Here is a 26358-nt window from a genome sequence, read left to right on the forward strand (position 1 = left end):
CGTGACGGCCGCAAGCCGGAGCCGCTCCACGCGCGGCTCCGGCTCACGCTCTTTGGCCGTGTCCCCGCGCCTTCGCGGGGGCGTCCGGACCTCAGATACCGAGGTCCTTGATGATCTTCGCGACATGGCCGGTGGCCCGGACGTTGTACAGCGCGCGCTCGACCTTGCCGTCCTCGTCCACGATCACCGTCGAGCGGATGACGCCCGTCACCGTCTTGCCGTACAGCTTCTTCTCGCCGAAGGCGCCGTACGCCGTGAGGACGGACTTGTCGGTGTCCGCGACCAGGGTGACCTTCAGGTCCTCCTTCTCACGGAACTTGGCGAGCTTCTCCGGCTTGTCGGGCGAGACGCCGATGACGTCGTAGCCCGCGCCGGCCAGTACGTCGAGGTTGTCGGTGAAGTCGCAGGCCTGCTTGGTGCATCCGGGGGTGAGGGCGGCCGGGTAGAAGTAGACGATGACCTTGCGCCCCTTGTGGTCGGCGAGCGAGACGTTGTTGCCGTCGGCGTCGGGCAGGGTGAAGGCGGGGGCGGTGTCGCCGGGCTGGAGTCGCTCGCTCATGGTTCTCCTCGGTACGGGGGCGGGCAGGGGCGCCCAGGTGTATCTGGCCCGAGCGTAGTAGGGGCGCCGCGGGGTGCGAGAGCGGTCTAGCTGACAGACTGTCCGGGAAGGCGAAGGATCGAAGGACCAACCAACCGGACATGACGACGGAGGCAGCGGTGTCGGATGCCAGGACCCCTGCGCAGATCGAGGCGGACATCGTCCGCAGGCGCGACCAGCTCGCCGAGACGCTCGACGAGATCGGGGTGCGGGTGCACCCGCAGACGATCGTGGGCGACGCGAAGGCACGGATGGTCTCCCGGGTGGACCAGACCGCGGGCAAGGCGTTTGTCGCGGTGAACCGCTCGGTGGCGGGTGTGAGGGACAGGTTCGTCTCGGACGACGGCGCTCCCCGGCTGGAGCGGCTCGTGCCGGTGGCGCTGGTCGTCGTCGGTGTGGTCGGGCTGCTCGCGGTGTCGGCGCGCCGCCGCCGGGCCTGAGGGCGGGACGGACGCGACGGCCGGGACAGCCGCGACGGCCGCGACGTACGAGCGGGACGGTCGACGGGCTGGGCAGGTGGACCGGGGGGCGGGTGGACGGGACCACCCCTCCGGCGTACGGCGCGGCTTCGGGCGGGTAAATTCGTGGGCGTGAGCGAGAATTCCCACGGCACCTCCCATGACAAACTGCCCATCCGGATGCTGCACGACCGGGTGCTGGTCAGGACCGACATCCCGGAGGGCGAGCGGCGTTCGTCCGGCGGCATCGTCATCCCGGCGACCGCGGCCGTCGGCCGGCGCCTCGCCTGGGCCGAGGTGGTCGCCGTCGGGCAGAGCGTGCGGACGGTGGAGCCGGCGGACCGGGTGCTGTACGACCCCGAGGACCGGGCCGAGGTCGAGGTCCGGGGCGTGGCCTACGTACTGATGCGGGAGCGCGATCTGCACGCGGTGGCGGCCGACCGGTTCGAGGGGTCGGAGGACTCCACGGGGCTCTATCTCTAGAGCGGTGACGGCCACGGCCGCCGAGAGCGGTGGTGGAAGGGCCCGGTGACGATGGTCACCGGGCCCTTCCGGCGTCTTTTTGCTACGTTTGAGGGACCCCGACGAGACGCGCCGTACCGGGTCACGCCAAGACGACGCACCCCCTGTCCGCGTTTCGCTCGGAGGTGCTGTCATGGCCTGGGTCCTGCTCGTTGTCGCCGGTCTGCTCGAAGTGGGCTGGTCGATCGGGATGAAGTTCACCGACGGCTTCACCCGCCTGTGGCCGAGTCTCTTCACCGGCGCCGGGATCGTCGCCAGCATGGTGCTGCTCTCGCAGGCCGCCAGGACGCTGCCGATCGGTACGGCGTACGGCGTGTGGGTCGGGATCGGCGCGGCCGGCGCGGCGGTGGTCGGCATGGTGGCCCTCGGTGAACCGGCGACCGCCGCCCGGATCTTCTTCGTCTGTCTGCTCCTGGTGGCCGTGGTGGGCCTGAAGGCGACGTCCGGCCACTAGGGCCTGCCTGTACGGGCGGATCTTCGTGCCCGCGAAGATCCGCCCGTACAGGCCCGAGGTCCGGCCGGCCAGCCCTGACGTCCGGCCCGACAGGCCCAAGGTCCTGCCGTACAGGCCCGAGGTCCGGCCCGACAGGCCTGACGTCCTGTCGGCCAGGCCCGAGGTCCCGCCGGACGGGACCTCGGGCCGTCGTTCTCAGGGGCCCCGGGGCTACTGCCTCAGGCCGGGGTGCGGGGTGCGCCGTTGCCCCCGGCGCCGTCCGTGGCGCCCCCGCCCCCGTCGCCGCCCCGGCCACCGCCCGAGATGAGCCCGTCGGTCAGGCCGTTCGACTGCCCCTGGCTCCGGCCCTGCGATCCGCCGTCGCCCTGGCCGCCGTCCGTACCCCCTCCGCCGCCGCCCGTGCCCTGCCCCTGCGTCCGGCCCTCGGCCCCGCCCTGGTTCCCGCCGGCGTCGGCGCCCTCGCCGCGGCCCTGTGCCGCGCCCCCGTTCTGGCCACCGGTACGGCCGGGTGACACGGGCTGTCCCGAGATGCCTGGGCTCTCCGACTGCCCCGGCGACTCGGGCTGTTCGGGGCTGCCGGACTCGTCGTCCGGCGGCTCGATCTCGTCCACGCCGTCCTCCAGGGTCAGCTCGAAGTCCCTGGCGTCGGTGCCCTCCAGCGCGGCGGCCGTGAACTGCCCCCAGATCTGCGCCGGCGGCCCGCCCCCGTTGACGCGCGCCAGGCCGAGCGCGCCGTACAACGGCTTCTGGCGTGCCGTTACGGGGTCCGCGCCCATGATCGCGACGACGGTCGCCAGGTCGGGCGTGTAGCCGGCGAACCAGGCCGCCTTGTCGTCCTCGGCCGTACCCGTCTTGCCCGCCGCGGGGCGGTTCGCGGCCTGGGCCGCCGTGCCCGTGCCACCCTCCACCACGCTCCGGAGGATCGCCGTGGTGGTGTCGGCGGCCTGGCGGCTGACGGCCTGCGTGGGCTTCTGGCGCGGCAGTTCGACGGTCGTACCGTCCTTGGTGATCTTCGTGACCATCGTGTACGTGCCGTGTCTGCCGTGGTTCGCGAGCGTCGCGTACGCCTCCGCCATGTCGAGCACGCTCGCCGTGGCCGGGCCGAGGGCGATCGACGGCGACGCGGTGAGGTCGGGGGTCGATTCGGGGATGCCGAGGCGGACGGCGGTGTCCCGGACCCTGCCGGGGCCGACGTCCTGCGCCATCTGCGCGTAGACGGCGTTGACGGACTTGTCGGTGGCCTCGCTGACGGAGACGGGGCCGTACGAGACGTCGTCCTCGTTGGCGGGGTCGTACCCGATGGCGCCGTCGGGGCCCTCCACCATGCGCTTGTTGGTGCCGTCGTACTCGGTGCTGGGGGTGATCTGTTCGCCGTCCTGGGTGTGCGAGCCGTTCTCGACGGCGGCGGTGAAGACGAACGGTTTGAAGGTGGAACCGACCTGGTAGTCGCGGCGGGTCGCGTTGTTGACGTACTGCCGGGTGTAGTCGACGCCGCCGTACATGGCGACGACCTCGCCGGTGGCCGGGTCGATGGACGCGCCCCCGACGCGTACGTTCCGGTCGGCCGCGCGTCTCTCGTCGACCTTCGAGGTCACCTGCTGGTCGACCGCGTCGACGAGGGCCTTCTGCTTCGGCCGCTGGAGCGTGGTGGTGATGCGGTAGCCGCCGGTGGCGAGGGTGTTGTCGTCCAGGATCTCGCTGTTGGTGAGGTAGTCCTCGACGGCCTGGACGATGTAGCCGCGCTGTCCGGAGAGCCCGGTGGACGGCTTGGCCTTGCCGGGCAGGGGGAAGACCATGGCGTCGCGGTCGTCGGGGGAGAGCCAGTTCTCCTTGACCATGCCGTCGAGCACGTAGTTCCAACGGCCCTCCGCCTGCGGCATGTTCTCCGGGTGCAGGGCGACGTCGTACGCGCTGGGCGCGTTGAGGAGCGCGGCGAGGAAGGCGCCCTCCGCGGTGTCGATCTTCTGCACGTCCTTGCCGTAGTAGGCCTGCGCGGCGGCCTGGATGCCGTACGCGTTGCGGCCGAAGTAGCTGGTGTTGAGGTAGCCCTCCAGGATCTGGGCCTTGCTCTCCTCGCGGTTGAGCTTGATGGCGATGAAGAACTCCTTCCCCTTGCGCACGAGGGTCTGTTCCTGCGCGAGGTAGTAGTTCTTGACGTACTGCTGGGTGATCGTGGAACCGCCCTGGGTGCCCTTGCCGGTCATGGTGTTCCAGGCGGCGCGGACCATGCCCTGCGGGTCGATGGCGGGTTCGTTGTAGAAGTCCCGGTCCTCGGCGGCCAGTACGGCGCGGCGGACGCTCTGGGGGATGTGGGAGAGCGGCACGTTCTCGCGGTTGACCTCGCCGTCGCGGGCGAGCTGGCTGCCGTCCTCGTACAGATACACGTTGGACTGGGCCACGGCGGCGACGTTGGCGGCCGGGATCTGGACGAGCGTGTAGCCGGCGATGAAGCCGCCGATGAGCACGAGCGAGCAGAACAGGAACCCGCCGAGCAGCATCCGCCAGGTGGGGAAGATCCGACGCCAGCCGCTGCGCCCGCGGCGGGCCCTGCGGGCTGTCCGCCCGCCGCCGCCTCTGCCGCCCCCGGGGCCGCGGCCGTACCCCGTGCCGCGGCCGATGTCGATCGGGTCGCGCGGGGGCCAGCCCTGCTGCTGCGCGTCGCTCATGTGTGCGGAGGCTCCTCGGCCGGGTCGAATCGGTGGTTACGGGCTATCCGGGTGATTCGTGTGCGGCACCATGAAACACGGTCGAAGCGGGGCGAAGGCCGCCGGGCGGATAACCGCTCGCGGTGGCTGACCCCCTTGGGCTAGGGTCGTGCGCTTTGGTGCCGTACAGCGGAAACGGCGCGAGGAGACCACACGTAACGGGACCGAGGGGGAGTGCTGGGGTGCGTCTGTACGCCGTGGTCGCCGCAGGCGGGTTCCGCCGGCACGCGACGTACCGGACCGCGACGGCCGCGGGGGTGTTCACCAACACCGTCTTCGGCTTCATCGTGGCCTACACCTTCACGGCGCTCTGGGAGCAGCGCCCCCAGCTCGGCGGCTACGACCTCTCGCAGGCGGTCACCTACGTCTGGATCGGCCAGTCGCTGCTGATGACCTGCGCCATGATGGGCGGCGGCTTCGAGGACGAGTTGATGGACCGGATCCGCACCGGCGATGTCGCGATCGATCTCTACCGTCCGGCCGACCTCCAACTGTGGTGGCTGGCAAGCGACTTGGGTCGCGCCGCCTTCCATCTGCTGGGGCGCGGGATCCTGCCGATGGCGTTCGGCGCGCTCGTCTTCGACCTGGCGCTGCCCGAGAACCCGCTCGTCTGGGTCGCGTTCCTCTTCTCCGTCTTCCTGGGGGTCCTGGTCAGCTTCGCCGTGCGCTTCCTCGTCGCGCTGTCGGCCTTCTGGCTGCTGGACGGCGCGGGGGTCGGCCAGATCACCTTCCTGGCGGGGATGTTCTTCTCCGGGATGCTGCTGCCCCTGACGCTCTTTCCCGGGCTGCTGGGGGAGGTCGCGAGGGCACTGCCGTGGTCGTCGCTGCTCCAGATCCCGGCGGATGTCCTCCTGGAGCGGCACACGGGGTGGGGGCTGTTGGGGGCGTTCGCGTTCCAGGCCGGGTGGGCGCTGGCGCTGCTGGCGCTGGGGCGGCTGCTCCAGTCCCTGGCGACGCGACGGGTGGTGGTGCAGGGTGGCTGACGGGGTGTCGGAGGTATCGCAGGCGTCGCAGGTGTCGGAAGTGTCGGATCTGGAGTGGTCGCGTCCGCGTCTGTGGGAGGGGCTGCGCGCGTACGGCCTGATCGTGGCCATGTGGGTGCGGTCGACGATGGCCTACCGCGCGTCGTTCGCCATGACGGCCTTCGGGAACTTCGCGGCCACCGCGTTCGACTTCGTGGCGATCCTGCTGATGTTCTCGCACGTCGACCGGCTGGGCGGCTACTCGCTCACGGAGGTCGCCTTCCTGTACGGCTCCGCGGGCGCGGCCTTCGGCCTCGCCGACCTGCTGTTCGGCTCGATGGACAGGCTGGGGCGCCGGGTCAGGGACGGCACGCTCGACACCCTGCTGGTACGGCCGGCGCCGGTGCTCGCCCAGGTCGCGGGGGACCGGTTCGCGCTGCGGCGGCTGGGCCGGATCACCCAGGGGCTGCTGGTGCTCGGATACGCGCTGACGACGCTGGACATCCCGTGGACGCCGCTGAAGGTGGCGATGGTCCCGATGATGATCCTCAGCGGCGCGGCGATCTTCGCGGCGGTGTTCGTGGCGGGCGGGGCGTTCCAGTTCTGGGCGCAGGACGCCGCGGAGGTGCAGAACTCCTTCACGTACGGCGGGACGACGCTGCTCCAGTACCCGCCCACGGTCTTCGCGAAGGACCTGGTGCGCGGGGTGACGTTCGTGGTGCCGCTGGCCTTCGTCAACTGGCTGCCGGCGCTGTACGTGATGGGCCGTGAGGATCCGCTGGGGCTGCCGGACTGGGTGGCGTTCCTGCCGCCGCTGGTGGCGGCGGGGTGCTGCGTGCTGGCGGGACTGGCGTGGCGGGTGGGGCTGCGCGCGTACCGGAGCACGGGGAGTTAGCGGGACGACCCCGACCGAAGACCTGGACCGAGGACCCGGACCGAGGACCCGGACCGACGCGCGCGGCCTCGACCGAGGACCTGGACCGAGCACCTGGAACGAGAACCGGAGAGGAACACGTAATGGATTCGGACGGCTCCGGTTTCATCGAACTGGACGGCATCGAGAAGGTCTTCGACGTACGGCGGAAGGCGGGCCTGCTGCGCCGTGAACGGCATCAGGTACGCGCGGTCGACGGCATCAGCTTCCGCGTGGCGCGCGGCGAGATGGTCGGCTACATCGGCCCCAACGGCGCGGGCAAGTCCACCACCATCAAGATGCTCACCGGCATCCTCACGCCGAGCGGGGGCCGGCTGCGGGTCGCCGGAATCGACCCGTCGCGCGAGCGTACGAGGCTGGCGCGCCGTATCGGCGTGGTCTTCGGCCAGCGCACGACGCTGTGGTGGGACCTGCCGCTGATCGACTCGTACCGGCTGGTGCACCGGATGTACCGCATCCCGGACAAGCGCTACCGGGAGAACCTGGAGCGGTGCGTCGAACTGCTCGAACTGGGCGAGCTGCTGGACGTTCCCGTACGGCAGCTCTCGCTCGGCCAGCGGATGCGCGGCGACATCGCGGCGGCGCTGCTCCACGACCCCGAGGTGCTGTATCTCGACGAGCCGACGATCGGCCTGGACGTGATCTCCAAGGCCAGGGTCCGGGAGTTCCTGCGGGATCTGAACGCGCAGAGCCGTACGACGGTGCTGCTGACCACGCACGACCTCACGGACATCGAGCAGCTCTGCGCGCGGGTCATGGTCATCGACCACGGTCGGCTGGTGTACGACGGGGCGCTCACCGGGCTGCACGAGGTGGGCGAGAGCGAGCGGACCCTGGTGGTCGACCTCGAACGCGAACTGCCGCCGGTCGAGGTGCCGGGGGCGCGGGTGGTGAAGGTGGAGGGGCCCCGGCAGTGGCTGGCCTTCCCGGCCGCGGCGTCGGCGGCGCCGCTGGTGGCGCGGATCGCGGCGGAGTATCCGCTGATGGACCTGTCGGTGCGGGAGCCGGACATCGAGTCGGTCATCGCGAAGATGCTGTCCAGGCGGACGGTCCCGGAAGCCTCGCCGCCTCCGGAGGCCGTGGCGTCGGCGGCGCCGAGTGAGGACGACGCTGAGCGCACCGCGCTGTGACGTCCGACTCACCTTTGACTAGGCTGACAACATGACGAGTGAACTTCCTGAGATGCGCGCATCGGACGCCGAGCGCGAGCGCGTCGCCGAACTGCTGCGCGATGCCCTGTCGGAGGGGCGCATCGACATGGAGGAGTTCGACACTCGCCTCGACGCGACGTACAAGGCCCGTACGCGTGGTGAACTCCAGCCGCTGGTCCGGGACTTGCCCGCGGCGGGCTCGACCGCCGACCTGACCCCCGCCCGCTCTTCCGACACGGTCGAGGGCGCGGGCCGGTGGGCGACCTGGATCGGCCGGGGGCGCGCGACGTCCCGTGCGGCCTTCTCCATGTGGGGAGGGTTCAACCGCAAGGGCACATGGACGGTCGGCCGACGGTTCCACGCGTTCACGATGATGGGCGGCGGCCAGATCGACCTGCGCGAGGCGCGTTTCGAGGGACGCCAGGCGACCATCCGCTGCTTCGCGCTGATGGGCGGCATGCACGTGGTCATCCCGCCGGACATGGACGTCACGGTGCGCGGCCTGAGTCTGATGGGCGGCTTCGGTGAGAGCGGTGAGACCACGGAGATGAGCCCCGGATCGCCGCAGGTGGTCATCACGGGGTTCGCCCTGATGGGCGGGGTGGGTGTGGAACGCAAGATGAGATCGGCGGAGAAGCGCCGCCTCAAGGAGGAACGCAAAAAAGCGGAACTGGAGAACGACAGGCTCCGCAAGGAACTCGACTGAGGGGTGGGCCTGGGGCGTTCGTGGCGGTGTTCGCTCGTCGCGGATCGTTCTCCGGAGTGTTCGCGCCGCACTGATCGTCCCGCAGCGATCACGCGGCTCTGTTCGCTCGCCGTGCCGAGCGGCCGCCGCGGATCGCTCGGCGGTGATCGTCCGGCGCGTGCTCAGAGCCGTGCCGGTTCCTTGCCCACCAGGTCCTCGATGTCGACGAAGCGGCCCATCGCCGCGTAGCCGTCGTCGCTCGGGTGCAGGCCGTCGCCCGAGTCGTACTCGGGCCGCAGCCGGTCGGGGGCGTACGGGTCGCGTACCAGCCGGTCGAAGTCGACCGTCCTGTCGAAGACGTCGCCCGACCGGATCGCGTCGTTGACCCGGTCCCGTACCCCTTCCAGCCGGTCGGTGTGGCGCGGGTTGCCGCCGAAGGGTGTGAGCGTCGAGCCGACGACCCGCAGACCCCAGGCGTGCGCCTGCCGGGTGAGGCTCCTCAGACCGGCGGTGATCCGGCCCGGGTCGGTCTCGTTCGGCCGGCGGATGATGTCGTTGATGCCCAGCTCCACGAAGACGACCTCGATGCCCGCCTGGCCCAGCACGTCCCGCCCGAAGCGGGCGACGGCGCTCGGCCCCTTCCCGGCGGGGAGGCTGGACCGCAGGACGCGATTGCCGCTGATGCCCGCGTTGAGTACGCCCAGACCGCTGCCCCGCACCCGGTCCGCCAGCGTGTCCGTCCAGCGCCGGTCGGCGTCGTACGACGAGCCGATGCCGTCCGTGATCGAGTCACCGATGACGACGACCGCGCCGCGCGCCCGCCGGTTGAGTACGTCGACGGCGGTGAGGTAGCGCCAGACCGGGGCGCCCTCGGCGTACGCGGCGCCACTGAGGTCCCGCGTACGGTCGCCCAGGGCCGTGTACGAGGTCCGGAGTGCGCGCGGGTGGTACGTGACCGGGCCGCCGGGCGCGGGGGTGTGGAGCGTCACCAGGAGGTCGGAGTCGTACGGCACCCGGAGCCGTACGAGATCGCTGACGACGTGCCCGCCCGGCGGGACGACGACGGACGCCTTCCTGCCGAAGGTGATCAGCCGCATGGTGCCGGGCGCGGCGCTAGCCCCCCGCTCTCCGACCTCTCCGACCTCTCCGACCTCTCCGACCTCCTCTCCGGACTCTCCGGACTCTCCGGACTCCCCGGCCGCGACGGCGACGGAGGCGCGCCCGATGAGCAGGGGCTCGCGGCTGAAGAGGTTGGAGAGCGTGATGCGCGCGGCGGTGCCGCCGATGCTGGTGTGTACGACGTTACGGATGGAGCGCCCGACATGGCCGTGGGGCACCCCGGGCTCGACCCCCGCCGGCGCGGCGGCCCAGGTCCCGGTCCACGCGTCGGCGGAAGCGGGTGCCGCGGACCCCACCGGCGTACGGGCCCGGGCCCCTGCCTCACCACCGGACGCGGCGGTCCGATCACCGCCGTTCTCGCCATCGGATTCCCCGCCGTCGCCCAGCGCGCCGACCCCGACGAATATCGTGGCGCACACCAGTACCACGACTGTCATAAGGCCCGCGAGCAGGACGAATCCCCGTTGTCTGTCCATGTCCCCCGTGCTCCCTCACACCTACGTACAAAGGACATCATCCGGCATGGCGCGGGAACTCGGGATGCGCCCCGGGAGTACCAGAGGTAGGGACAATGCGCACGGATGGGTGAGGGGTCCCGTTGGCGGGCCGGTTTTGGGTACGGGACGGTAGGTCACGGCGGCACGTACGCGGATGGGTGGAGTGAATGGAACGACGCGATCCGGCTGATCCGGACGGCACGACGGGGTCCGGGGCCAGGTCAGGGGCCGGCGACGGGGCGGCGGGCACGGGTCCGGGGCGCGGTGCGCCCGGGGCCGATGCCGCCGGCAACGGCGGTGCCCGTTCCGGCGAGACGTCGGGCGGGCCGTCGGGGGCGACGTCGGGCGGGCCGTCCGGCGGGCCGGCGGGCAGGTCCGCGACGGCCATCAGCGCTCGTACGGACGAGGGGCAGGGCGGGCGCGCGGGCGCGAGCGCCGCAGGCAGGGGCACGGGCGACGCGGCAGGTGCCGTCGCGGCATCCGGAGCAGGTTCTTCCGCCCTGGGCGCGGGCCCCGGCTCCGCCCCCGGCCCCGGCTCGGGCCCCGGCAAACGCACACCGTTCTCCCCGCTCGGCTTCACCGCGGCGGACGAGGAGAAGCGCCGCGGCGTCCGCCGTATGAAGGCCACCGCGACGAGCCTGCTGCTCTCCGTCGCGATCATCTACATCCTCGCCACCTGGGCGGAGAATTCGGGCGTCACCGGCTGGCCGGGGTATGTCGCCGCGGCGGCCGAGGCCGGCATGGTGGGCGCCCTCGCGGACTGGTTCGCGGTCACCGCCCTCTTCCGCCACCCGCTCGGGCTGCCGATTCCGCACACCGCGATCATCCCGAACAAGAAGGACCAACTCGGCGCCTCGCTCGGCTCGTTCGTGGGCGAGAACTTCCTCTCCGGCGATGTCGTACGGACCCGGCTGCGCGGCCTGGGCATAGGCCACCGCCTCGGCGCCTGGCTGGCCGAGCCCGCCCATGCCGACCGCGTCACCGCCGAACTGGCCACGGCCCTGCGCGGCGCGCTGACCGTCCTGCGGGACAGCGACGTCCAGGCCGTCGTGGGCGAGGCGATCACGCGCCGCGCGGACGCCGCCGAGATCGCCCCCGGCATAGGGAAGATGCTGGAACGGGTGGTCGAGGACGGCGCCCACCACCGCGCCGTCGACCTGATCTGCGTCCGCGCGCACGACTGGCTCGTCGAGCACGGCGATTCGGTGATGGACGCGGTGCAGGGCGGCGCGCCGGGCTGGACGCCGCGTTTCGTCGACCGCAGGATCGGCGACCGCGTCTACAAGGAACTGCTGCGCTTCGTCACGGAGATGCGCGACATGCCGAGCCACCCGGCGCGCGGCGCGATCGACCGCTTCCTCACGGACTTCGCCTCCGACCTCCAGTCGGACACCGAGACACGGGCGCGCGTCGAGCGCCTCAAGTCGGAGATGCTGGCCCGCCCGGAGGTACAGGACATCATCGCGTCGGCGTGGTCCTCCGTACGCGCGATGATCATCGCCGCGGCCGAGGACGACCGCAGCGAACTGCGCCTCCGCGCCCGCGCCTCGCTCCTCTCGCTCGGCGCCCGCCTGGCGACGGACGAGCGGCTCCAGCGGAAGCTTGAGGGCTGGGTGGAGGACGCGGCGGACTACGTCGTGACGACGTACCGCGGCGAGATCACGTCACTGATCTCCGACACCGTGGCGAGCTGGGACGGCAAGCACACGTCCAAGAAGATCGAGGCGCACATCGGCCGCGACCTGCAGTTCATCCGTATCAACGGCACGGTGGTGGGTGCGCTGGCCGGTCTGCTGATCTATACGATCTCGCATGCGCTGACCGGTTAGCGCGTACGGATCCCGCCACGACCGATGAGTTCCGTGGCGAGGTCCGGTCCCCCATACAGCTGACGCAGACACTCACCCAGGAGACCTTCGATGCGCACACTCATCACGACCGCCTTCGTCTCGCTCGACGGCGTCGTCGAGGCCCCGGGCGGCGAGCCGGGTTACCGGAACTCGGGCTGGACCTTCAAGGACGTGGAGTTCCTCCCCGAGGCGTACGAGATCAAGGGCCGCGAGCAGCAGGAGGCCGCCGCCATGCTGCTGGGGAGAACGAGTTACGAGGCGTTCAGCCCGGTCTGGCCCGGCATGGAGGAGTTCGCCCAGTACAAGGTGATGCCGAAGTACGTGGTCTCCTCCACCCTCACCGACGACCAGCTGGTCACGGACTGGGGCCCGACGGCGATCCTGCGCTCGCTCGACGATGTCGCCGCGCTGAAGAAGACGGAGGGCGGCCCGATCATCGTCCACGGCAGCGCCACCCTGAACCGGAACCTGTCGGACGCCGGCCTGATCGACCGGTATCACCTGCTGGTCTTTCCGCTTCTGCTCGGCGCGGGCAAGCGGCTGTTCAGCGACACGGACAAGGACGCGCAGAAGCTGCGGCTCGTGGAGCACGAGACGTACGCCAACGGCCTGCAGAAGAACGTCTTCGACGTCGTCCGCTGACGACGGTCCGAGACCTTCCCCGACGCTCCCCTGCTGGGTGTGTGAACCGGACCGTCCGGCCCACACACCCGGCAACCACGGGGGAGTGTGCTCTTCAGTACGTACCTGCGTACGTAGGCGTTCAACGGCAGGACCGGCTTACGGGGCTGAACAGGCGCTGAACGCAGCTCAGACCACACAAGGGGACAACTTCCAGCGATTTCAGCTACACAGAGTCACGACTGGGCAGAACTCGTCCATGCCGAAACCCACGACAGCGAACACCGCGGCGATCGACCGGCTGGCCCGTACCCAGCGACGGCTGGCGACCGCCGGCCAACTGCGCGCCGCAGGCCTCCCCTCCAGTACGGCGGTACGCCGCTGCGCGCCGGGCGGTCGCTGGCAGCGGCTGCTGCCGGGGGTCGTCCTCATACAGACGGGCAAGCCGGACATCTGGCAACAGCTGCTGGCCGCGGTCCTGTTCGCGGCCAGGGGCGCCTCCCTGATGTCGGGCCACACCGCCGTACTCACGGGCGAGGCGGTCCTGGCGATCTACGGCGTACGAGGCGCCCGCACCGACCGGGCCGACGTCCTGATCCGCGCGGGCCGCCAGCTCCACGACCGCTCGTACGTCCGCCTCCACCCCACCCGCCGCTGGCCACCGACCCTGCGCGGCGAGGGCATCCCCTGTGTTCGCGCGGTCCGGGCTGCCTCCGACTTCGCGGCCCACGAGCCCTCACCCGACCGGATCCGCGCCCTGCTGGTGAGCACGGTCCAACGGGGCCGCTGCCACCCGGACGACCTGCGCGCCGAACTCCACGCGTCCCACGCCCTGCGCAACCCGGCGGCCCGCGCGGTCCTGGACGACCTCCGCGTCGGCATCGGCTCCATCGCGGAGGCCGAAACCCGCGACACCCTGCTGAGCGCCGGCATCCCCGACCCGCTCTGGAACCCCGTCCTGCTGACCCCGGAGCGCACCTTCCTGGCCCGCCCGGACGCGTACTGGCCGGAGGAGGGGGTGGCGCTGGAGGTGGACTCGGCGGAATACCACATGGGCATCGCCCAGTACCGCGCCACCCTGCGCCGCCGCCTCCTGCTGGAAGCCCACGGGGTGGGAGTGCTGAGCGTGACACCGACACTGGTCCGCGACCACCCGGAGGAGTTGGTCACGGCGGTCCTCACCAAACTCCACCTGGCAACAACCCGCACAACCCGCCCAACGGTCATCCTCCGCCCATGACGACCGCGTTCAACTGAAGGGGGTGGTGATCAGGCGATCACCACCCCCTTCAGTCGCACTGACCGTTCGGGCCCCTCAGGACTCGCAGGGTTCCGGCGGATCCGCATCGAGGCCAGGGCCGTCCTCCTCCTGTACGAGGTCGAACTCACGGCGCGACACGTCGTGATAGCCCTCGCATTCGATGGTGCAAATGGCGTTGTCGGGCGAGTGAGTGAGCGAGACCGACGCCGTACCGTCAGCGGGAACGGAGAAGCTGTACTCGACCATCCTCTGCGCGATCACGTGTGAATCCTTTCGGGGAGCTCCATGAGAGGGACGGGTTCCGTGGGGGAGCAACCACACGTCTGTGTCCACATAGCGCTACAAATATGGACAAAGGGTTCCTGGCGTTTACGCCTTCCCGGCTCCTTGTGACCGTGCGTGCGAGGAGGTGGGAATCACGTCCGGCGCCGGGAGATTTTTGCTGCCGATTAAGCTGCGCTCCTGTCGGGCGATCGTACACGCGTTCAGGTCGCGAGGTGTGCCGATTGTCGTACGGGCGTGGCGTGTTGATCGAGGGGGTGGTGAATTTGATGTGTAATGACCGATTTAGTCGAATGTCGATAGTGGAACTCTTAATTTCATCTCCCGCGATGAACTTTGATCTTGTACGCTCCTGGGGACGGATGACGAGAGGGAGTTGCAGTGGCACAGGATTTCGGGGACTGGCTGATCGGCATGCTCAACCAGCGAGGCCTGAACCAGAAGGAGTTGGCCGTCATGGTCGGGGTGACGCCGGCGGCGGTCAACGCCTGGGCGAACAGCCGCTCAGTACCCCGGTACCAGAAGATCGCGGCCATAGCGGAGGCATTGGGTGTCGCCGTCGAGGACGCGGTGAGCCTGCGTCCACCGGAATCGTCAAGCTCGGAGCTTGAATGGATCTTTCAGCATGCGCCCGAGGACGGCAGCAGGATCGGAGGCAACGCGGCGGCCTATGCCTTCGCCGCGAACCTGGAAGTTCTTGCACGCGAGGCGACGCAGAACAGTCTCGACGAGAGGTTTCTGCAAGAACAACCCGTCACCTCACGCTTCGTGCTCCATGAGTTGACTGGCGATCACCTGAACGACTTCCTGGCCGCTCTGAGGTGGGACTCGATAAGGCAGCACCTGGGAACGGCGGCGGACAGACGACAGAAGGCCGGCCGGGTATTGGTCGATGGCTTGAACGAACTCGAGCGAACCGGTCGTCTTGTCCTCCTCCGCATTGACGACTACAACGCCAGCGGTCTGACCGGGCCGGAGTACGGTGACGGTCGTTTTGCGCGGGTCGTCCGTCGCACCCTGGACAGCGGCAAGGGAGGGGCTCAGGGAGGCTCGTACGGGCTCGGGAAAGCCGCTCTCTGGGCAACAAGTCGTTTCGGGTTGGTCCTGGTCAACAGCACATTGTCCGAGAGGCAGGACGGCCGCCAGGAGCGGCGCATGGCGGGTCGGTTGGAACTACCCTGGCACGTGTTGGACGGAGAAGAGTTCGCCGGGCCGGCCTGGTTCGGCGCTGCTGACCACGAACGGAAAAACGCCGCACGATCTTGGTGGGCCGACAGGGCTACCGCGGAGAGCCTGTACCTGGAGAGGGACGACTCCAGCCCAGGGACCTCGTTCCTTGTGGTGGGTGCTTACGACGGGACCGGCGACACCGAGGAACTGGAAGAGATGCAGGACCAGTTGACCACCGGTATCGCCCGCAACTTCTGGGCCTCGATGGTCGGCGGTGAGCAGGCCGGACCCATGCTGCGAGCGTCCGTCGCGTCATGGCGGAACGGAGTGCCTGTGGTGCGCGAGCGGCTCATCGATCCGCACATCCACGAGCCGGCCAGATCCCGGGCAGTCAAGGCATTCCTCGATGGGAGCACCGCCAGTGAGCTGACGTCGCGCGAGGACGTGCTGCAGGCTTCGGTACAGCTCAAGTTGCCGGCTCGTAAGCGGCCTCGGGGCGATGTCGCCAAGTCTGTTCAGTTCCACGACGCAGTCCTGCTCATCACCCCGACGCCCGAGGACGACCCGAGGCCGGACCACATTGCCTACATGCGTGCAAACCGAATGGTTGTCAAGAACAAACGTGTCAGCGATCTACCCTTGGGGCATCGTCGATTCCAAGCGGTCCTGCTGGCCGGCCTGGCAACCGGAAACAGTGGCTCGGATGCTCTCGAAGCCGAGCAGTTCCTGCGTACTGCAGAACCTCCGGACCACAACGACTGGACAAGCACCGAAGACCTCACTGCGACGTACGTGCGCGGTGCCCGACAGTGCATCTTGAACTTCAAGAGAGCCGCAGAGCAAGAAATTCGTGAACTCTTGAGGGGGCAGGAAGCGGAGAGCGAAGCGGACGAGGGTCCACAAATTCTTAGAGACCTGCTGGTCCTGGGTGTTCCGAAGAAGTCACGTACACCAGGTGTTCCGTCGGTGCACGCCGTATCGGGAGACGTATCCGAAGGCGGTGCCTGGCATCTGAGAGTGACAGTGAAGCTCCCGGCAAGAGACGAACCTTGGGTGCTTGCACCCGTTGCACGTTTCGTTGTTCGTTCCGGAGGGAGCATTCCTGTGGATTGGATTGGGACGTTGGTTCCTGAGCAGAATTGCGAGCTTACGGCGAACGGGAATCTCCGATTCAGTGAAGGAACTTCACGAGGGGTGTTCACGGGAGTCACTGACGTATCCAGTCACCCTGTGGTGGCCAATATGTCTTGTGTCGAGGTCGATGTACCTCGGGCCAAGGAGATTGTACAGTGAAGACTGTATTCCCCTATCCGATAATTGCCAACCGGATAGACCTCGTTGTGGATAAGGTCTGGGTGGATAATATTCCACTTTCTCTCGGACTTGTGTCCGACGGTGAGCGGGTTATCGCCCTTCACGCAATCAAGCGTGATTGGAATGAAATCCGTATCAAGGTGGCTGTCACGGCCGACGGCGACGAAATATTGTCCGGCCCCTGGGGGAATCCGTCCTGTCTGGCGATGTTGCACAACAGAAAGACGAAGGTTCGTTTGACGTTCCCTCTCCAGGAGGAAAGGGCAGGCGTCTGGAGTGGCGAAATTGAGCTGCGTCAAGGAGAGCAGTTGGGCCGATGTGAGATCGATGCTTGGATCGTGGCTGGCGTCAAGGGGTCGGAAAACCGCTTGATCGGTCGGGCGTCACACCGTTGGAGTGCGGATTTCGAAGCCAAGCAACCTACCAGGCAGAGAAGCATTAAGATGGTCTGGAAAGATTTCTCGGACCACCCCTTCCTCCAGGATTTTCGAGACGATCCGTGGATGCTCGATGCGGAGGTGGGTGAACCCATTCTTTATCTCAACTCGTCCATTGAGGGTTTCCGTGCAGTGCTGGATTCGCCTTCCAGCACTGAGCAGAAAATTGTGCGGGAGATGATGGCCACTCAAATTGCTGCAGAGGCCTGGACTGCGATGTTCAACACCGCTCTCTATGCGAGTACGGTGGATGAACATGGTGCGGCCGAGTGGCCGGGCGGCTGGCAGGAAGAGGTTCTTAGGAAGATGCTCCCCGATCTCTTTCCCGAAATATCTCCCGACGAGGCGCTGACGGAACTTGTGGGCCGTCGGGCAGGTGGAGAAAATGGATCGGACCTGCATGCGCGTCTTATGCATTCGGCCACGCTCAACTCCCGAAAGCAGAAAACCGTGGCGAACACCGTCAGGGCTTTGACGCGGATTGCCGGCGGGAGGAGTGAGGAATGAGCCCAATGAACGGTAATGATCTACCTTCAAGGATAGGTCGACTACCGGATCTTGTTGCGGCCCGCGCGATCACGCCAGGCGTCCTGCAAGGCTACGAGAAGCTTTCTTTCAGCTCTTTCAAGGGTAAGATCGAGGACCCTATCGACGACACGGTGAGATGGGACGCAGAGCCCATCAGGGAATTGCTGGCAGAGGCGCAACGTCGCTTCGCGGACGGTCCGTCCACTGCGAGCGACGCATGGCTCGCTCCCCGTCTCCACTACATATTGCGACTCACAAGGAGTGAGGCGTCGGAATCGGGGTTGTGGAATTTTCTGGCTCTGTGTGTGGCGCCTGAATTTGTGTATTGGCGTTGGGGTGCTGGATCCGGCGGCCCGGGCGTCAGGCAGACGGCGCGTTTCTCGGGCAGATGGGATCTGCAATGCTTCTCTCGCCTGTGGTGGGCTGCGGAGCTCTTTCGTGACGGCGACAACTACGGGCCGGTTGTAGTCGCTTGCGGCAATCAAGACGTGCTGAATACAGTGTTGCGGCAGGAAATGATTCAGCACCGTCCTGCCGCGCAGGGCCTGTTGAGACTTCAGAAGGGCGACGTTGTTCGGACGGGACGGGACATGAACGCTGCCGCTTCGGCGGCAAACGCTGCTGCGGCCACTCTGGTGTACGAGGCCATGGCACCGGATGAGCTTCAGGACTCAGAAGCGCTGCGCGATTGGATTCTGGCTGCTGGGGACGCTGCGCCGGTCCAGTACGAAACTTTGCCCAGGGGCCCGGTAGACGGAAGTGTTCCTCACCGCTCGGCAGAGATCTTGGCAGAGTGGTTCGAAGAGCTCTTCAAGCACGCGCAGGTTCGGGGTAAGACCAAAATCGCGTAGATCATGCCGCCGTTTCTCGGGCCGGCAAGCTTCGATTCAGCTACGCAGCCGCTCATGAATGGCCTGGGCGAGCGCCCGGCCCAGGCCGACCGGAACGGCGTTACCGATCTGGCGGGCAATTTGCACCTTGCTGCCAAACCATTTGAAGTCGGCAGGAAATCCCTGAATAAGGGCTGCTTCGTAGTGGGTAATGGGACGGTCCGCGACCGGGTGGAGGTAGCGACCCTTTTCGGGTTTGTAGAACTCGGTGCGGATGGTGACAGACGGGCGATCCTTGTGCATTCGGCCCATCACGTCACCGGAACCGGAATTATGTTTGTCCCAGCTCTCCGTGGAGAGATATGTCCTTTTGCCGAGCACCGTGGCGAATTGCCCCCTGAGATCGTGGCGGTTGCCACCAGAGCTGATTGCCCTGTATCTCGCCAGTGACAGGGGCGTCGGATTTCGTCCGATGTGAAGTTCGGTGGTCTTGTAAGGCCCAGGCAGGACAACGCCCAAGGGCTTGTCCGTGCGTTCCGGCAGGTTGATCCTGCTCGTGGTCTCCTGTGTAAGTGAGAAGACCGCATCGCCGACCGCCAACCAGGGTTGGATACTGCCATTCTCGATGGTGCTGCCGTCAAGAGTGGGCTGTACCGCGCTGACGTCCCGGGCGTGCGTGGGGGCTGGATGCTCCAGGGCTGCTCCCAGGTCTTTGCGGGTTGCAATGACAATCGCCCGCCTTCGTGCCTGGGGGACGCCGTAATCCGCAGCATTGAGGATTTTGTGGCTCAACGTGTAGTTTTCGAGGTCACCCCCGTCTTTGGTCGATGCCCTGAGGTCTGCAAACTCCTGAGATCTAAAAAAGCGATCGACGTTTTCCAGGACAAAGATCTTCGGCTTGATCGTGGTAACGGCACGCATGTACTCGCGCCACAGCAGGTTCCGAGGATCGTCGGCCTTCGGAGGCTTCTTCGCGAGGTTGTCCCTGTTGAGCGCCGAAAAACCCTGGCACGGAGGACCACCCATGATGACGTCGACACACCCCGCATAGGAGCTCGCGTCCCAGTTGCTGATATCGATGTTGGCGACGTGCGCGGAGCCAAAATTTTCCGCGTAGGTTGCCGCAGCCGCTTCGTCAAATTCAACGGCTGCCACCGATTCGAACGGTGACGATCCCGGGCCGGCGGGCTCGTAGGCGCGAAAGCCTGCGGAGAATCCGCCGGCGCCCGAGAACAGGTCAACCACCTTGATCGTGGGGTCGGCCTGTGTCGCTGCCGAGGCGTTGCTGGTCGAGGTGGTCACCATGGTGCGTGAGTCTACTTGCCAAGATGATCTATTGGACCTGTCCCACCGTACAAGCTTCGTCGAGCGGCACTTGGGAACCTCACCCAGTCCTCAGACTCTACCAGCGGACCGTCGTAGGGCCGTCATGATCTGTCGACCCAGTGCAGCGGCCACAGGAGGAGGGGTGGTCTGACTGATCTGTCGGTACGCCGACGTCTTCCCACCCACGATCTCCCAATCGGTGGGGAAGCCTTGGAGCAGTGCTACCTGGTCAACCGTGATCTTTGGTAGCCCGTAACGAGGCTCGATGTCGAAGTTCCGGCGGAAGTCGGGTCCCGGTACTGAGTTGCCGATACTTCCGCCGTAGATGCCCCAACGGGCCCAAAGCGCCTTCGAACGTGTGGCTCCGAGATCGGCGCCCCCTCGACCGGTGGCGCCACCCATGATCAATGGGGCGGGCTCCGAAGCTTCGGCAGCCCAGTCGGCCGCCTCCGGCCACCCTGCCGAGGCCATCGACTCGTAAAGGGTGTCTCCGAGAGTTGGGCAGCGCTTGCAGGCGGGGGTGGGCCAGGTGAAGTGACTGAGGTCGTCGGGGTGCATGGCGACGATGAACCCGTGTTTCCTGCGCTGGGGCACGCCGAAATCGGTCGCTGTCAGTGTGGATGACACCATTTCGTACCCCAGGTCTTCGACCGCCTCCCGAACTGAGGCTCGAGCGGACTCGAACCTCGCGGCACGGAGAAAGGTGGGGATGTTCTCGATGACGAGAACTCGCGGCCTGATGTAGGCGGCCATGTCGAGCGTTGCCCGAAGAGTGTCACGACGGTCGTCCGTGGCGAGCTGCTTTCCGGCAATGCTGTAGGGAGACCGAGGGAGACCACAGCTCAGAACATCGGCAGAATTGAGGGGGTCGTGGTTCACCGGTTCCATTTGCTTGACATCATCCCGGACCGTATACCACCCAGGGCGGTTGCGAGCGAGGGTGGAGCAGGTGTCCGGGTCGATGTCGACTGCGGCCACGACATCGAATCCGGCGCGTTCGAGGCCCAGTGCTTGGCCCCCGACCCCGGCACACAACTCGATCGCGGTGAAACGTGGTCCGTGCTCGTGCATGTCCCCCCAATGCCGACAGCGTGAACTGAGTGCCCCGAATCTCATGCGTCCTTGGAATCGATCGTAGTGAATCGAACCACCTTCCCGTCACGACTTCGTGCGGTCGCCGGAGCCACAAAGGTGAACGCCATCACAACCCGGCTCGGATCCATTCGGCCAGACGTTTCGAATTCGGCCCTGTGCTCAGGTTCCACCACCGGGTAGAGGGATACCACTCCACGACGTTCCGCGACGTACTGCTCGGTTGTCGTGTTTCCTCCGTGGGGCAACGCGCCGGCGATGCGCAGGGCGACCGCGCGATGCTTGGGCTCGCTGATGGCGCCGAAGACGTCACCACGTCGGCGCCGGCGACCGAACCAGGAGAAGGCCCGTGAGGAAGCACCCATGGGAAGTCGTTTGTTCATGGAAGAGTGCTGAGGGGCCAGGACGACCCAGTCGTCCACCTTGGCCGGCGAGGCGAGAGTGATGTCTTCGAGGTAGGTGAGATGGGGGTCGAACCTCCCGGCGGCATCCCATTTGAGCGTTCGTAGCAGGGACAGGAGTTCGTCGGAGGAGATTCTTCCGGAGAGGGCGTCAAACCGGTGGTGTGTCGCCGCCTCGTCGTCGAAGTGGTAGGCGAACGAACTCGGTTCGCTCGACAACGACTCCAGGACCGGCGACCACAACTGAGTGTTGTGGCGCAGGGCTGGCGCTCCGGAGGGGTACGCGGTCGGTTCCTCCCACTTGCCCGGTGAATGAATCTCCACCAGGCGGGAGTTGTACATTTTGTTGGTACTCGCGGGTCGGAGCCAGGCCAGGTGCTGCGACACGAGGGGAGGCACCTGAGCCGGCGTGACCTGGGACTCGCCGTCGATCAGGGCCGAGTACTGCTGCAACTGGTCCCGGAAACTCTCTTCGTCGCGGCAGATTGCCTCGAAGGCTTCGTACAGGTCGATGTCCCGCGGGCCCATTGTCTCCTCCCGACCCAGGTAGAGGCGCACCAGATCCTGGTATCCCTTGCGGAAGCCGAACCACCGTCCCATCTGCATCAGAGTGGAGGCATTGTTGGTGCGGCGGCGGTAGTACGTGACAGTCAGGCCTTCGACAGTGAAGCCGCGAGCGAGCTTCTGGCCGCCGATGAGGATTTTCCAGAGAGGCCGCTTGTCGAAGTCCGCTTCGCCGTTTTCGATGTCCGTGTCGCCGTTGACCACGACGATCGGTTGATCGTCGCCGCCGATACGGATGGCCGCGGCGCCGACGTACGGCGAAAGATCCGCGTAGGAGGCCGGCACGGGGAAACCGTCGGCTCGAACGCGCGAGACCGGAGCGACGTCCTTCTCGAAGAGGTCGCGCAATCGGGCGTGACCATTCGGACCGGTGTAACCGGCGGACCACCACATTTTGTGGACTCGGCCGCGCAGCGCGCGGTGATCGGCCGTACGAACCGACTCGTGGATCAGCATGGTGTGGTGCTGGAAGTAGCGGTCACCCAGCCCGTTGCTCTCGCGGTAGAGCTTCATGGCCGCGGTGAGCACGAACATGTCCATTGCCTGCTGAAGGGCGGCGTCGTCCTCCTCCGATTCCAGGTGGATGTCGCGGACATGAGCCTTCTCATTGGAGTTGGCGAAGTTGCGGTCATCCAGTGGGATCGGTGAGTCCAGGTCGTGGAAGTCCTGGACACCCATGTACCCGTCGGGCCGAGGCAGGGAGACGATGAAGTCCTTGGGGAAGATGTCCTCGGCGTCGCTGGGGTCGATGAAGACGTTCGCGAACGGTGTCGCTGTGTAGCCGACGTACTGGGCGCGGGGGAGAAGGCGGAGCAACTCCGAGATCTTGTCGTTGATCGCGGTGCGTTCCGAGTCCTGCTTATTGGGATTCGCGGTGTTGACCGATGCTTCGTCGGATTCGTCGTCGATGATCAGAACCGGAATCTCGGAGAGCGGTGTCTTGATCTTGTTGAGATCTTTGACGAGTTTCCCGAGCACGGTCTTGTTCTTCTTGACCACCATCAAGCGGGCGGATGAACGGTGGAGATTGCGCGGGTCGTGCAGAGGGAGCGCGGGTTCCTGTTTCTCGAATTCCAGCGCCACGATTCCCTGGAGCAGACTCTTGTAGTCGTTGTCCCGTGTAGTCATACGGACGATGTCGAAACCACCCAGGGCGGAGGGAAGGCCGCCGTGGGACAGAAATTTACCCTGGGGCCATGCCGGGTCGTCGGCGTAGTCGGATTCGTACTCCGAAGCGCCGCGCAGGATGTTCTCGCGACCGACGAGCTCCATGTCCAACCTGCGCTGCGTCTGTGCCCTCAGGAGGTTGAGGGTGCCGCCGAGGACGATCACCAGGCGGTACCCCGAATCCACTGCCTTGGCGATGACGCCGGTGAAGTTGGCGGTTTTCCCCGACTGGACGTATCCGACAACCAGACCCTTGGACTGGTAGGCGTTGCGAGCCGTTGGATCGGCCAGGCGCTCCACGACGCGATCGGAAGCCGCGTCCAGGCTTGCGACCGCCGTTTCGGACCAGCCTTTCTCGGAGAGGAGTTGACGGTATGCGGGCCAGTACCAACTACGGCCCTGCTGCGACTGGGATGTGTACCAGGGTTTGAAGGTCTCGCTGATGACAACCGGTCCCGTTTCCTTTGGGACGGGGATCAGAGAATTGAGGATCTTCCCTGTTGCTTCGGCCAGCCCCAGAAGTGTCAGGACGGATTCTCGGCGTTCCTCTGTGCGGGGCTCGGTCTCCGACCATGTGGGGTTCTCCGAGTAGTCCCACTGCGTCAGCTGTTTGCGCCACAGTTCCACGAACTGGTCCGTGGCATGGGCGGCATTGAGAGTCTCGAAGAAGTCGGCCTCGGTGGCTAGCAGTGCGGCCTCCGGCCCCTCCTCCTCGGATTGATACTTCAAGGCGCGGAGGAGATTCTTGGGTCGGCTGTCCATCCCGGCAAGGGCCGACGTATGCAGGGTGAGCCGCAGCAGTTCGGAGCTGTTCATCATCATTCCTCGGCTTACGGGATGCGGATCTCGTGAAGTTCAATTGGGAATTCGGCCGACTGCGGAAGGCCACTCACATCGAGTGTGTACGTCACATCACGCACCCGATCCAGCACGTGCGCCGGCACCGTTCTCATATCGAGACGCGGTAGTCGGTCGTCGACCGCGATCAGGACGGGATCGTTGCGCATATGCCAGCGCTCGTCGTCCTGCGGTTCCGGATCCCAACCCGATGCGGAGAGTCGCGCGTCGAAAAGATCGAGAGTCGACGGAGCCTGCTCCGTGATCTCGTGGCGTACGGCGTGAACGGCGTCCCGTAGCGAACGTCCTTGGGCGCCACCTCGGGTGACCTGCAGGGAGAGAAGCCACAGGGGGCGATCACCGGTCGGTGTCAATTGACCGAGACCGTGAACAGTGTGGCTGCGTTGCTCGGAAGCGGTAGTTTTCACTTCGAGATCGAAGTCCACGAGCCCGAAGTCGTGTTCTTCGCCGTACGCGCCTTTCCAGGCCCGCACGGCGGCAGACCAGTCATGAGCGTGGGCGATGGAGGCAAGGGCGGAGAGCTCACCGAGCAGACCGATACGTTTCTGCGTTCCGATGCCCCTCGGACGTTCCAGGAGAGCGCTCCAGGCTCTTACTGTTTCGCCGAAGGCCTGATCCAACGTGCGTTGGTGGGTGACGATCCGGTCGGCCACGGCGTTCAAGAGATCGTGGAAGTCACGGACGAGCGCGGCTTGAGTGGTTCTGATGCGAGCCATACGCATGCCGCGCTCGGAGATCTGATCGATGCGGATCAGTGGTAGAGGCGATGTCGGGGGCTTGTGGCGGTTGTCCAGCTCCACGTAGAGGGCGATTTCGTCGTTGCCGCCAACCACATAGGAGACCTCGGGATGAGCCGAGGGTGCGGACAAACGGTAGGATGTCGCCTGATTTTCACCGAGGTAGTACTCGACGGAACGCCATGGAACGAACGGCTCGTCAGTCATGCTCTCCCACTCTGCCGAGCTCGGCCCGCGCCGCCGAGACGAGGATCGACTGCCAGAGCTGCAGGTTGTCCCGCTCTCGGCTGCCGCTGTACTCCTTCTCGAACACGTCGTGCAGCAGCACGTACATCAGGGACTTGATCAAGGGTGCGTCATTGGGTCCACCGCCGCGACCGCCCAGAATCGCTGCTCGGTAGTGCTGATTGAGGACGATCGAACGAGTTGGCCGATCGACCTCGAAAAAGAGCTCGTTGTCGAGTCGTTGCCAGCGGAGTGCGATGCCGTCCTCGTGCGGAATGATCGGAAGTTCCTCCACGATCGTTTCGAGTACGGCGCGATCGAGGCCCTCCCCAGGGGGCAGGACCGGCTTGCGCGCCGTGCCGGCGCGTTTACGGGCATCCCGATAGGCCGTGTCGCTCGATGTCAGGTAGTCGAGGAAGGTGAGTCCATTGCCGTCTGTCGCCGATTCGAGCGCGGAGGCGAACTCCGGGGATGCCTCGACGCCGGATTTCTTCACGGTGAGACGAAAAGCATCACCGGGGGAATCCGGGAGATCGACGGCGACGCGTGCCAATGAAAGATGCTGTTCGGCCTGACGGAACGTGTTCCAACCGCCTGCCTGGACGAGCCGGTTGTGCCGGTAGAAGTAGAAGCCCTGACGCTCCATGACCGAACCGACGGCTTTGTACTCGTCGAGATTCGACTTGGGTGTCCAGACGTGAGCGTCCAAGGTGATGTCACCGAACGAGGGCAGGGACGCCGTGAACCTACGGGGGTAGTCGGGATGGCCCGAGACCGGATAGCCGAAGGGGTTGAGAGGTTCGACGCCGAAATTCATGTAGATCGTTCCGGACCGCACGTCTTCCACGGCGATGGTGATGTTGAAGTCGTCGCGGGCCAGGAATCGGTGCAGATGGAGGCCGAGGTGAAGGCCCAACTTGTTGATCGTCCTGTGGAGGTAACGGTCGGTCTGGCCTCCGCCCCCATGCTTGGGGAAATCCTTGACACTGTCCCACCGAACCACGGTGCCCTGCCACTCGATCGGGCGCTTGTTGTCGTACCGATCGATCAATGTCTGGGCGTAGTGGGGATCGACGATGTCGCAGTGGAATCCTGAGAGGGCGCGCTCCATCATCCAACGTCGGCCTGCTGTGCGAGTGCGTTTGGTGGTGCTGACCACGGTGACGGCGGAGGCGTGGCTGAGCGAGGCGGACTTGAGGCCTGTACCGAACATCCCGAGCGCGTCGACGGCGTAGTCGCGTCTTCCGCCCACGGTCATCGCGACGTCCAAGGCTGTCTCGTTCATGCCCCGGCCGTCGTCGACGACGAGGAGGCTGACGAGCTGATCGCCGTCACGGAGGAAGTGGATGACGACATCCTTCGCCCCGGCGTCGATTGAGTTGTCGACCAGGTCGGCGATGGCGATCTCGAAGCCGTACCCCTGGCTGCTGAGCGCCTCCATGTATCTCGCGTCGGGCGGCAGGCGCTTGCTCCCCACGGTGGGGACGTCGAACTTCCAGTCGTGGGTCATTTCCTCGCCTCGGAGAACCTGCAACTAATACGATGATTAGTGACCGTAGCGGTTGGGGCTGACAGTGGGTGTGGAAACCCCTAACGAGGAGTGCGGGGAG

Annotated in this window: 22 protein-coding genes and 1 riboswitch; of the genes, 13 read left to right on the forward strand and 9 right to left on the reverse strand. The window is 66.5% G+C overall.

From position 1 onward, the window contains the following. Positions 1–91 precede the first annotated feature (91 nt). The gene (bcp, locus tag ACFWU9_RS08775; protein ID WP_384315760.1) at positions 92–559 is read right to left on the reverse strand and encodes a thioredoxin-dependent thiol peroxidase; all 468 of its coding nucleotides are present in this window, start codon (positions 557–559) and stop codon (positions 92–94) included. Between the two features lie 158 nt (positions 560–717). Between bcp and ACFWU9_RS08780 the strand changes: the two genes are divergently transcribed. The 3 genes from ACFWU9_RS08780 (at position 718) to ACFWU9_RS08790 (ending at position 2032) form a co-directional block, all read left to right on the forward strand. Next, entirely contained in the window at positions 718–1038 is a 321-nt protein-coding gene (locus ACFWU9_RS08780) for a DUF3618 domain-containing protein (RefSeq protein WP_384315954.1), read from the forward strand. Between the two features lie 198 nt (positions 1039–1236). Continuing rightward, complete coding sequence (locus ACFWU9_RS08785; protein ID WP_189107154.1) at positions 1237–1539, forward strand: co-chaperone GroES; 303 nt, start codon at positions 1237–1239, stop codon at positions 1537–1539. 70 nt (positions 1540–1609) lie between these two features. Continuing rightward, positions 1610–1680, forward strand: a riboswitch (guanidine-III (ykkC-III) riboswitch). Positions 1681–1711: 31 nt separating this feature from the next. Further along, complete coding sequence (locus tag ACFWU9_RS08790) at positions 1712–2032, forward strand: DMT family transporter (RefSeq protein ID WP_384315762.1); 321 nt, start codon at positions 1712–1714, stop codon at positions 2030–2032. A 218-nt stretch (positions 2033–2250) separates the two neighbouring features. Here the strand turns inward: ACFWU9_RS08790 and ACFWU9_RS08795 are convergent, their stop codons facing one another. After that, a complete protein-coding gene (locus tag ACFWU9_RS08795; RefSeq protein WP_384315764.1) occupies positions 2251–4698 on the reverse strand; it encodes a transglycosylase domain-containing protein in 2448 nt (815 codons plus the stop codon). Between the two features lie 221 nt (positions 4699–4919). On the opposite strand from ACFWU9_RS08795, the gene ACFWU9_RS08800 reads away from it, so the two are divergent. The 4 genes from ACFWU9_RS08800 (at position 4920) to ACFWU9_RS08815 (ending at position 8490) form a co-directional block, all read left to right on the forward strand. After that, on the forward strand, positions 4920–5720 hold the full coding sequence (locus ACFWU9_RS08800) for an ABC transporter permease (RefSeq protein WP_384315766.1): 801 nt from the start codon (positions 4920–4922) through the stop codon (positions 5718–5720). Positions 5721–5760: 40 nt separating this feature from the next. Further along, positions 5761–6594, forward strand: a complete 834-nt coding sequence (locus tag ACFWU9_RS08805) for an ABC transporter permease (protein ID WP_384315768.1) — start codon at positions 5761–5763, stop codon at positions 6592–6594. A gap of 122 nt (positions 6595–6716) precedes the next feature. Beyond that, positions 6717–7763: an ATP-binding cassette domain-containing protein gene (locus ACFWU9_RS08810; protein WP_384315770.1), complete on the forward strand. Its 1047-nt coding sequence runs from the start codon at positions 6717–6719 to the stop codon at positions 7761–7763. A 31-nt stretch (positions 7764–7794) separates the two neighbouring features. After that, positions 7795–8490 (forward strand): DUF1707 domain-containing protein, encoded by a 696-nt coding sequence (locus tag ACFWU9_RS08815; protein ID WP_384315772.1) that lies wholly within the window; start codon positions 7795–7797, stop codon positions 8488–8490. Between the two features lie 161 nt (positions 8491–8651). Here ACFWU9_RS08815 and ACFWU9_RS08820 read toward each other — a convergent pair whose 3' ends face one another. Continuing rightward, the gene (locus tag ACFWU9_RS08820) at positions 8652–10064 is read right to left on the reverse strand and encodes an SGNH/GDSL hydrolase family protein (protein ID WP_384315774.1); all 1413 of its coding nucleotides are present in this window, start codon (positions 10062–10064) and stop codon (positions 8652–8654) included. A 188-nt stretch (positions 10065–10252) separates the two neighbouring features. Between ACFWU9_RS08820 and ACFWU9_RS08825 the strand changes: the two genes are divergently transcribed. The 3 genes from ACFWU9_RS08825 (at position 10253) to ACFWU9_RS08835 (ending at position 13796) form a co-directional block, all read left to right on the forward strand. Beyond that, complete coding sequence (locus ACFWU9_RS08825; RefSeq protein WP_384315776.1) at positions 10253–11914, forward strand: DUF445 domain-containing protein; 1662 nt, start codon at positions 10253–10255, stop codon at positions 11912–11914. Positions 11915–12004: 90 nt separating this feature from the next. Beyond that, positions 12005–12577, forward strand: a complete 573-nt coding sequence (locus ACFWU9_RS08830) for a dihydrofolate reductase family protein (protein ID WP_384315778.1) — start codon at positions 12005–12007, stop codon at positions 12575–12577. A 238-nt stretch (positions 12578–12815) separates the two neighbouring features. Further along, positions 12816–13796, forward strand: a complete 981-nt coding sequence (locus ACFWU9_RS08835) for a hypothetical protein (RefSeq protein ID WP_384315780.1) — start codon at positions 12816–12818, stop codon at positions 13794–13796. A gap of 75 nt (positions 13797–13871) precedes the next feature. On the opposite strand, the gene ACFWU9_RS08840 is transcribed toward ACFWU9_RS08835, so the two are convergent. Then, the gene (locus ACFWU9_RS08840) at positions 13872–14078 is read right to left on the reverse strand and encodes a hypothetical protein (protein WP_384315782.1); all 207 of its coding nucleotides are present in this window, start codon (positions 14076–14078) and stop codon (positions 13872–13874) included. Positions 14079–14480: 402 nt separating this feature from the next. Between ACFWU9_RS08840 and ACFWU9_RS08845 the strand changes: the two genes are divergently transcribed. From ACFWU9_RS08845 to ACFWU9_RS08855, 3 genes are read left to right on the forward strand one after another with little or no spacing between them, the layout of a single operon-like run. Further along, positions 14481–16562 carry a helix-turn-helix transcriptional regulator gene (locus tag ACFWU9_RS08845; RefSeq protein WP_384315784.1) on the forward strand — a complete coding sequence of 694 codons (2082 nt, stop codon included), beginning with the start codon at positions 14481–14483 and terminating at the stop codon, positions 16560–16562. Further along, positions 16559–17527, forward strand: coding sequence for a hypothetical protein (locus ACFWU9_RS08850; RefSeq protein ID WP_384315786.1), 969 nt, complete (start codon positions 16559–16561; stop codon positions 17525–17527). The genes ACFWU9_RS08845 and ACFWU9_RS08850 overlap by 4 nt, the downstream gene beginning before the upstream one ends. Then, positions 17524–18399 (forward strand): DUF6339 family protein, encoded by an 876-nt coding sequence (locus ACFWU9_RS08855; protein WP_384315788.1) that lies wholly within the window; start codon positions 17524–17526, stop codon positions 18397–18399. Before ACFWU9_RS08850 ends, ACFWU9_RS08855 begins: the two co-directional genes overlap by 4 nt. 36 nt (positions 18400–18435) lie before the next feature. On the opposite strand, the gene ACFWU9_RS08860 is transcribed toward ACFWU9_RS08855, so the two are convergent. The 5 genes from ACFWU9_RS08860 to ACFWU9_RS08880 all read right to left on the reverse strand — a co-directional run bounded on the left by ACFWU9_RS08860 (position 18436) and on the right by ACFWU9_RS08880 (position 26258). Further along, positions 18436–19683, reverse strand: a complete 1248-nt coding sequence (locus tag ACFWU9_RS08860; RefSeq protein ID WP_384315790.1) for a DNA cytosine methyltransferase — start codon at positions 19681–19683, stop codon at positions 18436–18438. A gap of 90 nt (positions 19684–19773) precedes the next feature. Next, positions 19774–20775, reverse strand: a complete 1002-nt coding sequence (locus tag ACFWU9_RS08865; protein WP_384315792.1) for a DNA cytosine methyltransferase — start codon at positions 20773–20775, stop codon at positions 19774–19776. 41 nt (positions 20776–20816) lie between these two features. After that, positions 20817–23744 carry a Z1 domain-containing protein gene (locus ACFWU9_RS08870; RefSeq protein WP_384315794.1) on the reverse strand — a complete coding sequence of 976 codons (2928 nt, stop codon included), beginning with the start codon at positions 23742–23744 and terminating at the stop codon, positions 20817–20819. 14 nt (positions 23745–23758) lie between these two features. Beyond that, entirely contained in the window at positions 23759–24730 is a 972-nt protein-coding gene (locus tag ACFWU9_RS08875) for a PD-(D/E)XK motif protein (RefSeq protein WP_384315796.1), read from the reverse strand. After that, positions 24723–26258: an ATP-binding protein gene (locus ACFWU9_RS08880; protein ID WP_384315798.1), complete on the reverse strand. Its 1536-nt coding sequence runs from the start codon at positions 26256–26258 to the stop codon at positions 24723–24725. Before ACFWU9_RS08880 ends, ACFWU9_RS08875 begins: the two co-directional genes overlap by 8 nt. Positions 26259–26358: the final 100 nt, after the last annotated feature.

It is taken from the genome of Streptomyces sp. NPDC058653, from assembly GCF_042716895.1.
In the GTDB taxonomy this organism is placed as follows: Bacteria; Actinomycetota; Actinomycetes; order Streptomycetales; family Streptomycetaceae; genus Streptomyces.

Coding starts and splice junctions, on each gene's coding strand:
- ACFWU9_RS08820 (WP_384315774.1), bottom strand. CDS start 10,064: ATGGACAGACAACGGGGATTCGTCCTGCTCGCGGGCCTTATGACAGTC.
- ACFWU9_RS08870 (WP_384315794.1), bottom strand. CDS start 23,744: ATGAACAGCTCCGAACTGCTGCGGCTCACCCTGCATACGTCGGCCCTT.
- ACFWU9_RS08810 (WP_384315770.1), top strand. CDS start 6,717: ATGGATTCGGACGGCTCCGGTTTCATCGAACTGGACGGCATCGAGAAG.
- ACFWU9_RS08880 (WP_384315798.1), bottom strand. CDS start 26,258: ATGACCCACGACTGGAAGTTCGACGTCCCCACCGTGGGGAGCAAGCGC.
- ACFWU9_RS08825 (WP_384315776.1), top strand. CDS start 10,253: ATGGAACGACGCGATCCGGCTGATCCGGACGGCACGACGGGGTCCGGG.
- ACFWU9_RS08835 (WP_384315780.1), top strand. CDS start 12,816: ATGCCGAAACCCACGACAGCGAACACCGCGGCGATCGACCGGCTGGCC.
- ACFWU9_RS08875 (WP_384315796.1), bottom strand. CDS start 24,730: ATGACTGACGAGCCGTTCGTTCCATGGCGTTCCGTCGAGTACTACCTC.
- ACFWU9_RS08860 (WP_384315790.1), bottom strand. CDS start 19,683: ATGGTGACCACCTCGACCAGCAACGCCTCGGCAGCGACACAGGCCGAC.
- ACFWU9_RS08865 (WP_384315792.1), bottom strand. CDS start 20,775: ATGCACGAGCACGGACCACGTTTCACCGCGATCGAGTTGTGTGCCGGG.
- ACFWU9_RS08795 (WP_384315764.1), bottom strand. CDS start 4,698: ATGAGCGACGCGCAGCAGCAGGGCTGGCCCCCGCGCGACCCGATCGAC.
- ACFWU9_RS08815 (WP_384315772.1), top strand. CDS start 7,795: ATGACGAGTGAACTTCCTGAGATGCGCGCATCGGACGCCGAGCGCGAG.
- ACFWU9_RS08855 (WP_384315788.1), top strand. CDS start 17,524: ATGAGCCCAATGAACGGTAATGATCTACCTTCAAGGATAGGTCGACTA.
- ACFWU9_RS08785 (WP_189107154.1), top strand. CDS start 1,237: ATGCTGCACGACCGGGTGCTGGTCAGGACCGACATCCCGGAGGGCGAG.
- ACFWU9_RS08790 (WP_384315762.1), top strand. CDS start 1,712: ATGGCCTGGGTCCTGCTCGTTGTCGCCGGTCTGCTCGAAGTGGGCTGG.
- bcp (WP_384315760.1), bottom strand. CDS start 559: ATGAGCGAGCGACTCCAGCCCGGCGACACCGCCCCCGCCTTCACCCTG.
- ACFWU9_RS08830 (WP_384315778.1), top strand. CDS start 12,005: ATGCGCACACTCATCACGACCGCCTTCGTCTCGCTCGACGGCGTCGTC.